At 54.1% G+C, this 12,453-nt stretch carries 10 protein-coding genes; all 10 read right to left on the bottom strand.

All coding sequences use genetic code 11. The annotated features are described in order from the left end of the window. Positions 1 to 127: 127 nt before the first annotated feature. The 10 genes from ACTRWB_RS25420 to ACTRWB_RS25375 all read right to left on the bottom strand — a co-directional run bounded on the left by ACTRWB_RS25420 (position 128) and on the right by ACTRWB_RS25375 (position 12,262). Positions 128 to 415 carry a PAAR domain-containing protein gene (locus ACTRWB_RS25420; RefSeq protein ID WP_446903485.1) on the bottom strand — a complete coding sequence of 96 codons (288 nt, stop codon included), beginning with the start codon at positions 413 to 415 and terminating at the stop codon, positions 128 to 130. A 15-nt stretch (positions 416 to 430) separates the two neighbouring features. After that, a complete protein-coding gene (locus ACTRWB_RS25415; protein ID WP_446903484.1) occupies positions 431 to 1,495 on the bottom strand; it encodes a T6SS immunity protein Tli4 family protein in 1,065 nt (354 codons plus the stop codon). Next, positions 1,492 to 3,336: an esterase/lipase family protein gene (locus ACTRWB_RS25410; RefSeq protein ID WP_446903483.1), complete on the bottom strand. Its 1,845-nt coding sequence runs from the start codon at positions 3,334 to 3,336 to the stop codon at positions 1,492 to 1,494. The genes ACTRWB_RS25415 and ACTRWB_RS25410 overlap by 4 nt, the downstream gene beginning before the upstream one ends. Before the next feature lie 64 nt (positions 3,337 to 3,400). Beyond that, positions 3,401 to 6,094 (bottom strand): type VI secretion system Vgr family protein, encoded by a 2,694-nt coding sequence (locus ACTRWB_RS25405; RefSeq protein ID WP_446903482.1) that lies wholly within the window; start codon positions 6,092 to 6,094, stop codon positions 3,401 to 3,403. A 736-nt stretch (positions 6,095 to 6,830) separates the two neighbouring features. Further along, the gene (locus ACTRWB_RS25400) at positions 6,831 to 7,061 is read right to left on the bottom strand and encodes a hypothetical protein (protein ID WP_446903481.1); all 231 of its coding nucleotides are present in this window, start codon (positions 7,059 to 7,061) and stop codon (positions 6,831 to 6,833) included. 301 nt (positions 7,062 to 7,362) lie between these two features. Further along, positions 7,363 to 8,151 (bottom strand): hypothetical protein, encoded by a 789-nt coding sequence (locus ACTRWB_RS25395; protein WP_446903480.1) that lies wholly within the window; start codon positions 8,149 to 8,151, stop codon positions 7,363 to 7,365. Further along, complete coding sequence (locus ACTRWB_RS25390) at positions 8,148 to 9,374, bottom strand: DEAD/DEAH box helicase (protein ID WP_446903479.1); 1,227 nt, start codon at positions 9,372 to 9,374, stop codon at positions 8,148 to 8,150. Before ACTRWB_RS25390 ends, ACTRWB_RS25395 begins: the two co-directional genes overlap by 4 nt. After that, entirely contained in the window at positions 9,316 to 10,929 is a 1,614-nt protein-coding gene (locus ACTRWB_RS25385) for an ATP-binding protein (RefSeq protein ID WP_446903478.1), read from the bottom strand. The genes ACTRWB_RS25390 and ACTRWB_RS25385 overlap by 59 nt, the downstream gene beginning before the upstream one ends. Before the next feature lie 43 nt (positions 10,930 to 10,972). Then, the gene (locus tag ACTRWB_RS25380) at positions 10,973 to 11,962 is read right to left on the bottom strand and encodes a DNA-methyltransferase (protein WP_446903477.1); all 990 of its coding nucleotides are present in this window, start codon (positions 11,960 to 11,962) and stop codon (positions 10,973 to 10,975) included. A gap of 114 nt (positions 11,963 to 12,076) precedes the next feature. After that, positions 12,077 to 12,262, bottom strand: coding sequence for a helix-turn-helix domain-containing protein (locus ACTRWB_RS25375; protein WP_446903492.1), 186 nt, complete (start codon positions 12,260 to 12,262; stop codon positions 12,077 to 12,079). Positions 12,263 to 12,453 lie beyond the last annotated feature (191 nt).

The following is a 12,453-nucleotide window of genomic DNA, read 5'->3' as shown; positions in this document are numbered from 1 at the left end:
GGACCGTGAAACGACTCTACGCCGATGATAGTGCGGATTCCCGTGTGAAAGTAGGTAATCGTCAGGCTCCCTAAGCCAAGAACCCCCGCCCGAAAGGCGGGGGTTTTTGCATTTCGGCGACGGAAATCTAGATCTCGACGAACGAGGAGACCTGCGAAGCAATCAGGCGCGGTGACGGTGAGCACTGGCAGGCACATATATCGTCGCTCAGTGCGGCCTGCCGGCCGTCTGGGCCGGTAGTAGGGATGCGCGGCCCATCGCATACGATCTTGCCTATGGTCTTGCATGCAGGACACCAGACAGGGTCGCCTTCGTAAGCTTGTTCTCGGGTGCCGATCAGGTCGTTGTTGTCGCCATCCTGGACCAGACCACCTGCCGTGGTGGTATCGCCTTTCAAAATGTCATAGCGCTTCACTTGGAGGCCTCCGAGTCACTTGGCCACGGGGCCGCGATAGTGGAAGCTGTTCAGCACGGTGTCCCATGCTTGAATCGCTTGTGTCTCGCTGGCAGGAGAGGTTGCCTCGGAGGCCGGTGTAACCGCATCGGGTGCCGCACCGAAGAGCAGCTCAATCGCAGTGTGAGGCTTCGAGATATCGCGCTCGACGCCAGGGGCAAGCAGATAGAACTGATACTTCTGCACACCGTCCTCACTGATGGCGATCAGAAGCTCTTCGCCCTGCATGCCGGCGAACTGGCGCTTACCTTTCCGCAGAACCTTGTAGCGACCCACAAGGGATTTCAGCCGGATCTCGAATGCAGGGAGCCCATCCAGCAGCGATGCTTGCTGATCGACATCGACCGACTCGCGCAATTTCACGATCAGGTTAGATGGGCGACCGGGCACAAGTCCAACCGCCAGCGTGGCGTCGAACCCGGGCAATGGTTTGCCACCGATGGCGCCACCGTCGAAGCAGAACGCTCCGTCCGAAGGAACATCCCAATCCGTGCGACGATGGATGTTGCGAAGAATTTCGGTGGCATTCCGGATGGCAGTTTGATCGTACCCACCACCAAATTTATTCTTCAGCACGAATAGCGTCTCGTCTGATAGCGCGTATCCCTCAACATCGTAGACTTGCTCTTCCGACGGCACATCGTAGCGACCAAAAACGAAGAAGCGCGAGTCTTCACTCGGTCGAACCACTTGATGCGACCACGGAGTTTTTGTCGGCGTGAACGATTTGTGCGGATCCAGCCTCATCGTAGTTTCTAGTTCGAGTTCACGCGTGTCGATCCGACGCGCAAACTCCTGCCTGCTCACGTTTTTGGTGCTCGCGATCGAATACCCCATGTACTTGAACTGTTGGTTGTATACCTCGGCATCACCAGGAAGCTCGAGGGCGAAGCGCCCGATACACCACGGGCGGGTATCGTGCATTACAGGTGCGGTCATAACGTGATCCGATGAGTTGCTGCTTTTACATGCAGTAAGCCCGAAAAAGAGGACTGTCAGAGCGGTGAGAGTTTGTTTGCCGAAGCGACTCACGGTGGTCATGTCGGTGTGTCGATTGTTCTTGCGATCTTGACCAGGCTGTATAGCGTGGCCCAACGTGCCCACGGATGTTTAAAGCACTCTTGGTGACCCATGCCGTTCTGGTCAAAAGCAATCCGTACGCCTTCGGCCTTGCCTCCTGGGATGCCGCCCTTCAACCCGCGGGCCACAGCTTCGCCAGACCACACCGGCACGGTGCCATCGCCAAAAATCAGGCCTCGTTCAGCTGCAAAGTTGGGCGTCATCAACTCGGCTTCTATCGTATAAGCCTGATTTTTGACACGTATGCGAATTTGTCCCTTTGCGTTGTCGCTTAATAGTTGGGCACCAAGCAGATCTTCTTCCGTAGTACTGGCAGGAAAGTCTCCTCGCCAGAAGATACGACCGAATGTGAGTAGTTTTTCACGGGGAACAGATATCTCCCGACGTCTTGGACCCGCGGACGCATTGGTCTTCGTTGTTGCCGATTCGGCAGCTTGTTGTAGAGGACCGCTCCCGTAGAAAGCGTAGGTGTTGGGGTGGTACTTGTTGATCAATGCTGTTTGTCGCTCAACGACCTCACGCATCGTCATCTGAAAATTCTTCTGAATAGTCATGGCGGGTTCGTTGATCGCCAGGCGCTTCTTGGCAATACCAGCCGGATCGAGGATTGCATCAGTCTGATGAGGCACCAACCCATACCACGCCTGCGACGCGTACAACGAGAGCGTGTCGCCCGGCTTGGGGAGCTTGAGAATTTCGTCGCGTCTAAGATTGCGCACGATCCACCATGGTTCATAGCCGTGATAGTCGGGCATTGGCAGGAGCTCCAGCGGCCCGGGCGCATTGGCCGTGACGGCAGTGAACTCGCGGCTGTTGCGCCCCGCCAGCACCTGGTTGATGACTGTATTTTCTGTCTGTGCCCCCGCACGAAACCGTCTCGCGGCAAGCGGCGCACCCGTGGCCGGCTGCGCACCGTGAATCACCCCGTACATCAGGTCGGCATGCCCGGCGATCACCGACGCCATTCGCGTGACCAGCCCACCCATCGAATGCGTGATGATGATTGCCTTCTTGACCTTGTTTTCCGCGCAGATTTCCCGGATGCCCATAAGTCGAGCCTTCCTCTTGCGCTTCTTGTCAACGCAATCGATGCCTTCGACTACATCCCGAGCCGAATCGAGATTCGACTGAAGCCAGTTGTAGCCGATTGCGTAGACGGGATATCGGAACTCGCAGAATTTCTTGAACTCGTCGGACGTGGCGTGAATCACGTCTGCAGTCGGGCCGTGCGCACCGTACAGCCTCGGTGGAGTACCGATGATCGGTTTCAGCGTGAACGTTTCGCCCGTTGGGTCGCCTGCGGCCCATGCCCCGAGTAACTTGCCTGAATCCGCCGGGTTGTTCAGCTCGCGTTCGAGCCACGCGAAAGTTGAGTGGTAGCTCGTGCAGTGCACGGAGCCCCAGCCCCTGCGCCGTGCCTCCTCCTCGGAAACGTCGCATCCGTCCGTGCTGACCTCTCCGAAGGCCGAGACCATGGCCGCGTGCGGGTCGTAACGTGTTTGGCGCTCCGCAGCGTTTTCGAAGTAGCCGGACACCGCGAACGACAAGGAGTCGGTGATGCCATTTGGTGGGTCCCATATTTCCTTGCCGTTGTTTCGGTCGACCAGCAAGGACCCCATGACGCCGGGGATAAAGATCACCGGAATCGGTTGCCTTGGATCGCAATCGATCTCCTTCGCGCGGGTGTTCGAGTCGGGTGTCAGCGTCACTCTCGCCGATGAGCCGCCTCCAGGTTCGTGTCGTGCCTGAATGGTGATGGCTTCGGTTTTCTTGTCAGTGCTGTTGCTTTTGGGATTGCTCATGCGAGTACCAGGGCGGAGCTGCGATCGATCGACGAAGGGCGGATGGGTACGCGAATCTGCATCGCTATCTGGCCTCGTCGCGAGGGAACGGCAACACCCGAATCAGCAGCGACTCGACATCGACGTTCTTTTGTACGGTGGTCTGCCCCGATTCGTTCGTGACGCCCTTGATGACCGTCCCGTCCGCTCGCACGATTTCATAGGGATGGTTCTTGAGCACTTCACCGGTGATCTTGTGACGAAGAACGTAGGGATCGTTGAACGCGGTGTGAGGCCTGTCATTCATGTGTTCCGCAACCGAGCTCGGGCCGAGCCGGCCAAACGAAGCGGCCTTGCTCGTCCGGGTACCGCGGGTGCCGTCTTCGATTCCGTCGGCTGTGATGCGCAGGTAGGAACCGCCGCACTTCAGCATCAGCTCCTGTTTGGCTTCGATCACGACACGACCGCGATTGCTGGTGATCGCAAGATCCTGGTCCGCGTATAGCCGCATCGCGTCGCTTTGCGCCTCGATCTCGACTTTTCCCTTCGCCGCGAACAACTTCATGCCGGCCTTCTGAACGAACAGGCTGATTTTCTCGGCTGCGGCTGCGATCAGGGATTTTCCCGTCGCGATATGGGTATGTTCGCCACTGACAAAATTGATATGTCTGTCTGCAGCGATCTGCGTCGATTTCCGCGTGGTTGTCGCGATACCGGCAGGGCTTGACATGACGATCAGCGGTGTTGCGAAGCCGTTGGCTTCGCCCAAGCCGCCGCCATCCGTTCGACCACCGGAGGTCTGGCCGGACTCCGGATGTTGAGTTGCCCGTGCGACAGCATCGAAGTCATCTCGACCGGCCTGTAGCGATTCAGCCTGCGCTGTCGCACTTGCATGAGACAACGACTCAAGCAGCATGCCCGAGCGCGTAAGCTGATCTCGCGCTTCGGCAGCGTCGAGCTGTTCGCTATCGGGCGATTTCTTATGCGTGGTGAGATAGAGGCCTCGATTCGCCCTTACCGCACCGTAGTCGTCGGTGTGCAGTACAAATCCCATGCCCAGATAGCGGCCCCGTGTGTTGCCATCCTGGCGAATCAGGTAGCCCTGGTGAAACAGGCTGTAGCGCTTGCCCGTGAAGGTGGTCAGGCGCGTGCCGCCTTGATTCGTCGCATCATCATGGACCAATGCGTTGTAGGCGCCCGTTTTGCCGAACCCCTTCGACTGAAACCCGGACAACAGCACGTTCGTATGCCAGGGCGGCGGAGTTGTGCCGCCGTTGAGCCTGCCCAACACGAACGGCCGATCGCAGTCGCCACCCCAGTGTCCGATCGCCACCCATTCTCCGGCGCGAGGCACATGCACCGCGCCATATGCATTACCGGTGTCGGCCTGAAGTGTCAGAAGCAGTGGTGACGTGTTGAAGACGCCGGAAGGGCTTTGACGGTCCCACACATGGCGCACACGGATCCGGTTCAGCGAGTCGGACCACGCTTCTTCGCCTTCGGGCGCAACGACATGCGCATGCTCAATGTGTATCGCGGGCTTGGGGTGCTCAAACGGGCTCCGATATTCGACGGTTGTCGGTTGCGCTTCTATCTCGACGACGAAGAACCCGATTTCTCCGTCGCTGATGTGCGGCTGCGATGCAAAGGAGGGGCCGTGCCTGGCTTTCGCGTCGGTGATCGTCTGCTGCAGACTGCGGGGAAAGGAGCCGGAGAGTCGTCCGATCGGGATGTTGTTCTCGACGTACCAGTGCGCTTCGATCGCCACAAATTCGCGATCGTGCGGCGCGATGGCGATGTGTCTCGGATGATTGTTCAGGACGAAGCGTGCGCCCGTGTCGATCCAGCGCAGGCCGCCCGTTCCGACATAGCGACGGGCTATCGAATCCCACGCCTCCGTTCGAAGCCGGGCACGGCGGTCGCCGGCGCGAGAGTCGGCATAGCCATATAGCGTCGACTCGAAAATTTCCATCGGCGCAGAGGGAATGTGACGCGTCTCGCGCTGGCGCCCCTGCTCGACGTTGTATGTTGTCCATGCAAGATCGCTCGTCGAGTCGAAGTCGTGATGCGATCGTTTGTAATCGAACGAGCGCGATGTGTAGCGAACGCTTTGGAGGGTTTGGTGGGCGGACCATTGCGTCAGGCCATCTGCTTCGTTGCCGGTGTTGTCACGACAATACGACGCCGAGCTCGCTTCGGGTAGCGACGACAGGCGATCGACAATGATCAGCATGGTCTTCGGCGGTTCGCCTTGCCGGATTTCCTCGTGCTTCCAATAGCAGTACCAGCCTTCGTCTTCGAGCAACCGGTGAACGAAGTTCAAGTCTGAATCCGCCTGCCGGCAATACGACCGTACACGTGGCGGGTTGGTGATGTCCATGCGGACGCAGCCGCGATGCTGCGGATACCGGTCGAACACGTCGGTCAGGATTTCGCGTGCGTCTTTTTCCAGCCAGTAGTGGTCGTCGCGCGCGTGGCCGAGGAAGAAAAGGGCCGATGCGAACTCGATCTGGTAGACGGCTAGATCGCCGTCAGCGCCCAGTATTCCGGCACGATGGACGAAGCCGTGGATCGGACGATACGTCGAGTTCGAAAAAGGCGCGGTTGTTTGCTGAATCCAGAGAGTGATCGGCTGATGCATCAGCGAGAGCAGCGCGATATCGTCGCGGGTCGATGCGACGTCGACGGTCCATTGATAGTCGCGACCGATCTTCGCCCGTCCCTTTGCACGGAGCGGGATAAGCGTGTTGGCACCGAGAGGTGTATCCAGCTTCAGCAACCGGTCATGTTGCAGAAGACCTCGGTGGAGCGCGTCGAAAAGACTGCGGGATGTCGGTTTTCCGGACGAAGACGGTCTGGCTACCACGGTACTTCTCCCTTTCTCTCAGGTTCTCCGCACGGCAGCGGAGACGAGGACAATCGTGTTGTCCTCGCGTATTTCTCTTTGGAAATGTCCTAACCGATGTGGCGTGAATCAGGACATATACTAAGTAATGCAGAATTAAATGGTGCTTGGATGTTCTGGATAAAAAACGCAGTGATCGGAGCAGAAGAGGGAAATTTGCACCAGGATGAAACGTAGCGGCAAGTCTCTCGATTCGCCGGCCGGAATAGAGCGAGTACTTTGTTGACGCGGATAGCTGCGGGCGTGTAGAGGGCGCGCTGTTTGCGCGTCAGGACGCAGTTGACGTTTCGAAATCGGCGAACTGTCTCCGATTGTCACGTGACGGGCGATGTGGGGTGTCGACGATAGATGCGGATACTGACTGTGCCCAAAGGCAGGGCTTGCCTGTTTCGCAAGCTTCCGATTACGCGGGGTGCGATTCGAAGGAACCGAGTCGCGTGGGCGACGATAAGGTGATGATGCTTGGCCGGTGATTTCTGTTGTGACGGTTGTTTAAGGTGGCCGTTGATAAGCTTTGGCGGTATCTGAGCCGAGGAAGGGCGCAAAGAGACCAGCTGGACGTCGAGTCAACACCCAAGCAATAAGGGCCGCATAAAGCGACCCTTGCTTTTTAGAGCGCAAACGGGTTTCGGCCGCCCGGCTGATGGTAGGGCTGCTCGCGCAGTGCAAGCCCGTCGTGGTCAGGTCTGATGCAGATTTGCCGGGTGATGTGATTGATCTCGAGATAGACGAGATCACCCGGTTGGAATCCGAACAACTTGAAGTGCGCATCGACGACGCTCATCCAGGGCAGGTACGGCCAGCCCCGCTTGGGCTTGTCAGGCGTGCTGCGGAGGATCATTTGGAGCACCGTGCTCGGTTTGCGCTTCTTGGGACGTGAATTACTATTGGCGCCAACCATTTCCGACTTCTGTGCTGAGTTGGTTGTGGTTAGCGGGTCGTATGGGTGGCAGCCCATGCGACCCGCGCTTCGTGCGGCGATGCTGTTTTAGTTTAACGAAGGAAGACGCTTGATGAGACAGAAACGTGCGAACTAGCCGAACGGTATATGTGGAGTTCCACGTTGTCTTTTGAGAATTGACGCGAAGTGTTTTTTCGCGATAGTTTTTGTTAAAGAAGAATAATATTCTGTACGCTAGCTGCTACGCAATAGAGGGTTTTATTGAGATTCGGCCGTCGAATGCTCGAATAATCTGTACATACCCGTTATGAGTCAATAAGGCCGGGCCACGATCTTTTGATACCCATAGAACGCCCGCTTCTTCACGCACGGTCCACGAGGAGGGATTGCCAAATTGGTCAATGATTTGGATTTCGCCAATAGGTAAGCCGCAACTTCTATTGATACGTAGGCAGTTGTCGATTGCCGAAAATTGCGCAAAGCCGAGACTCTCATTACGAGCAACCAGCCGCCCTTCCACTTCATGAGCAGACCGTCCATTGCGGTCACGGTAGATGGATACGGTCAAGTGTTGTACATCCAAAGCTCGTAGTGATCGGGTCCATTCCACATCGTGAAGGTTGCTGACAACAGCAACATAGCGCGGAATGTAACGTAGGACCATTGCAGCTTGTTCACGTGTAATGTTGCTAAATGCACGTGTGAGGCTTGTGATGCAGCTGTCTTCGGGTTCGCCATAACGGAAGCAGCGTACCTGAGGTAGAACATGGCCTTCGAGCGAGTGCCCGGCCAATTCGACCTCGACGACGAACCAGTGTGACAAGCTCTTGTGTATGAGGGCTAGGTCAGCGACTCGTCGTTCTCCTTCCAATAGAAACGAACCAGCGAAGACCCCGCACCAATAATCAGGCTGCAGACAGGTAAGTGCCTTCACAACCTCCGCTTCGAAGTCAATTTCGACGAAAGTAGTAGGATCGACAAGGTTGAAAATATTATCTTCGTGGCAATCTCCGGTTAAGAGCTTTTTCATGCTTTGCTCCAGCTGACCGTAGCGACACCTTCCATATTCAGTTCTTCTTCTTTTAGGCGTTGAATCTCGGGCCCGCTAGCGACGAGCGTGTAGATCACGGCCCCCTCTTTACCTTTGGCCGGTCTCACGACTCGGCCAAGTCGTTGAATGCGTTGACGACGTGTTGCAGTGCTGGCGGCAATAATGCCGAGCTCTGTTTCAGGGACATTAAATCCTTCGTCGAGGGCCCGGCACGTTACCAAAACATCAATTTGGCCATGACGGTATTGCGCAAGCATCGCTGCACGATCTCGAGGTTTCATCTTCGAATGATAGACCCCACTTCGTACGCCATTTTCTTTAAGAACAGTTTGAATTAGATCGCATGCTTCAATGTCTTCGTGGAATACGATTGTCCGTTTTCCGCGATTTGCCGCAATAAGTCGTAATGCTATGCGAATACGATTTATGCTCAAATTTAGAATGCGTGCGCGCTTTAGATATAGGGCAATCGTTTCTTCTGAATTTGCGCCGTGCTGACTTATCGATCTTGCGATGGCTTTGCTTAGTTTGTCGTACTCGGTTTGACGATCTTCCTCGAGTTCGAAAATTAAATTTCTGAGTTGAAATGGGACGATTACATTGTCTTTCAATGCCGCCGCATAATCATAACTGTAAATTATTGGTCCTAGCGCCGGAATCAATACCTCTTTGAGCCCATCATCGTAAGGTCGCTCGGGTGTTGCTGATAGACCTAGCGAGGCAAAACTATTAATTTGCAAGACAGTGCGGAAATGTTCGGACGCGGCCTTATGGCATTCATCTACAATTAGGAAGCATTTTTGCTCCCGCATCCTTTCCGCCATTTTCGCGGCAGTGTTGAGTACGGCGATGTTGATTGTGCCGACGCGAAAGTTGGAATTTCCAGTGACAATGTTTATTTCATCGAGACTCAGATCGAAATAGTTCGCTGCCTCCTCCCACCACTGCTCGAGTAGTGCAGCTGTAGGGACGACGATGAGCGTTGCGATCGGTTTAATGCGATCAATACAAGAAAGTGCGAATACTGTCTTACCTCCTCCGGTCACAACGCTGACGATGCCGCGATGCTGGGCCTGTTCCCACTCTTCCAGCGCCGCGACTTGCCAACCACGTGGTGTCAGTTTTGGCAAAGCACCTCCCGCCTTAGTTTGAAGTTTTGCGACCAAATAATTCGGCTTCGGCCTGAGCACGGACTTCGGCATCAGCGTTGTCGAGTTGTTCAGCGCGTGCGCGGAGTAGGCTATTTTTCAGGTTGCGCACGCTATCCGGATTGACCCGCGCTGTTAGCTTACTTGTTTTGAATTCTGCAACCGCATCAAAAATGTACTGTTGGACGCATTCGGAAATCGCGTCCTTAGCTTCAAGGGTCTGGTAATATGGATGCAAGCCATTAATAATGACATGCAATACGCCAGCCTGCGCGCCAGGAACAAAAACTACATGCGGCTCGTAAGAGCTGGTTTCCTTGAGTGAGATAATGACATTAAGATCGGGAAGAATTTCGAGTCGCCCGATTTCATCTTCTGCCGTCAGGGTCTGAAGCTGTTGGAGATTATTGGCCGTGATAATTTCTAAAGGCGGAAGGGCAGCATTATTTAGTGCGTCCCTCATTTCAGGGCTCGTGAATTCGGATTGCATGTCTTTTACAAGATCACGCACCTGTTCCTTAGACCATTTCGCACCGCGGCCGGAACTGCGACGGCTTTTTGCATACTCGACATAGTCCTTTGTCTCTTTGACAAGGAACTGTTCCAGCTGCTCCTCTTCATTATCTTCAAAGAGCACCCTATCTTTGGTGTGCGATACGCCAAAGCCGTCTAACATCAAAACGCCGGTCAGACGCTGTGCAATAAGGTTGTTCGCCCCTTCGTCATCTACGCCACCAAATATTACACTCGGTTTCCACGCGCTGGGATATCCTTGAATTTGACGCCCATTCTGAAACATCGAAAACCCGCCGTACTTGCGCCCACCTTTGCGCAGAATGCCTATCCAGCCCGTAATAATCTTTCCGTCGATCGGGAAGCTTGGTAGATCGCGTTTCATAACCGTGCCCGACGGATCGGTGTCCCACTCGCTTTCTTGAGGAGGAAGGATTTCTTCGCCATTATAAGTTAGCTTCATGGCGACCTGTCCCTTATCTCCGGGGCGTAGATCGAACATATACATGGAGCCAAGATAGTCTTTGATCGTCTGTTCGGATCGGGTCTGTATGACACGCCGAAGTTTGCTGATGGTAATTTTTGTATAATGCTCATCTCGGCTGACGGTACGCATGGTCAGCGGGACTTTGGCACTGTGATTAGCGATAGCATCTACGTCAATTATCGCAGTCCACTCTTCTCCACTGCCCAGTTCGCATGTTGTTACCGTCCAATAGGCACCTATCCAACAGGCCGCCGTCTTCATGCCCATGCCGTATTTTGAGCGCCCTCTACTATCCGGAGTCGGATGAGCAATGCGCAGTGCAGCGACAAGGTCCACACTGCTCATGCCGATCGAATTGTCTGAGATCGTGAGTGTTTTATTGGGGCGGTCGTGAACGATCGAAACAGTGAGCGGTTCACCCTCTTCCCGAAGGACATCATCAATTAAATTGCCGTAATTTAGACGAGATTGAGTCGAATTGTCGACAAATTCCGCGAGTGCGAACCACATCGTATAGCTCAAACGGCTATAGGCATCGATGGCTTTGGGCCCGACGGTCAACTCCGCCTCTTGAGGGGCCTGATTGGTCTGTTGGATTTCTTGATTCATTATGTTTATCCCCCGGAGATGGGCTGGCCTGCGCCAGACCCCATTACGTCGAAAATGAGTCAGACGTGATTTTACCCTCAAATCGACCACGCGATCCTTGAATGTAGTCACTTGATGCTTCAATGCTAATCCAAAAACGCTCTAACTCTTCTGCAGCGGCTCCCGTCGTGTTGCTGCCTCCGAACGGGTCGAGAACTATGTCACCTGGCTCAGTCAAAAACTTAATGAAGAATTTCGCAAGGTCGATCGGCATGCGAGCAGGGTGCAGCTGGAGATTATTGTCCCGACAATACGTTTGATACAAGTCAAAATTTTGCGTATTCGAATAGGTTAAGACATTCGATGGAATTGCGCCCCCATTGTTTTTAAGAAAAGAAGTTTCGCCAATGTTATGTTGGGAGGGGCGCTTGCCTGCGTTATAGCTACCCTTCTTCAACAATTCTTTCATCGATTGACTATATTCTTGAAGCACTCGCTGATTGCTAGCCTTCGGTTTCTTGTTGGGAGACATCCACCATAATTTGGTGAAGCTGTCTTTCACGCGAATTCGCTCTACATTCACCCATTGGGCTGGAGAAGGTAGTTTTGCTGGATTTTGCCAAATAAATTCCTGGCAGAGATAAAGGTCATTTTTTGTCTGAAAATCAAGAAGCGCACGTAAGGCAAGCGTGGACATAACTGGAAGGCCAGGCTCCCATGAATTTCCCATTTCGATAACAATGGAGCCATCCGGTGTCAACATTTTCTTTAGCAATGGACCAAAAGCACAGAGCCAATGGATGTAGTTTTCACCAGTCTCGTTACCGTAACGCTTTTTTCGATTCAATGGAAAGGGCGGCGATGTGAAAATCAAATTCACCTTTCCTTCAAATCGCGAGATAGACCCGTCGTCGAGTATCTCGTCAGATTTTCCATGAAGCATCCTGCCCCATGGAGTTGCATACGCGACATTTGCCGGTGGGCGCCCAAGAAACGGGCTAGCTGGTCGGTCGTCTTTTTCTTCTGTTGATGCGTCGATGGTAGTTGTCTGCATGTAGGTCTAAATTAAGATTTCAATATTGATTTTTGTCGTCTAGTGATGCGCTCAACAGGCACGACATTTTCATGATAAAAGTGGATTTCTTAACAACGATATCGATCTGTCTAATCATTCGACGATGATGTCCAAACCACACCTCTGTACTATATGCAAGAGCTTAAGCGCAGCGCCCGTAGGTCTCTTCTGACCGATTTCCCACTTCTGTACAGTCGAAAGACTTGTGTTAAGTAGGAGGGCAAACACGGCTTGACTGACATTTGTTTCTTCACGAATGCGCTTAATTTCTGCCGGCATCAATGGTGCGACAGGAGATATGCTGAGTTGGTCAAACTGGCGTAGGGTGACTTGGTCTGTCGCGCGAGTTCCGCCAGAGCGATCCTCAATGGCGGATATAGCTTTGGAATCAAGGGATTTTGTCTTCCGCATATACCTATTCTTGCCGGTTGACTCGTTCGCCGAATTTTCTCGGCACCTACAAGACTGGA

The sequence above is a fragment of the Burkholderia sp. YIM B11467 genome (assembly GCF_052952715.1).
The sequence above is the reverse complement of the archived record's forward strand: the minus strand, read 5'-3'. Positions and strand labels throughout refer to the sequence as shown.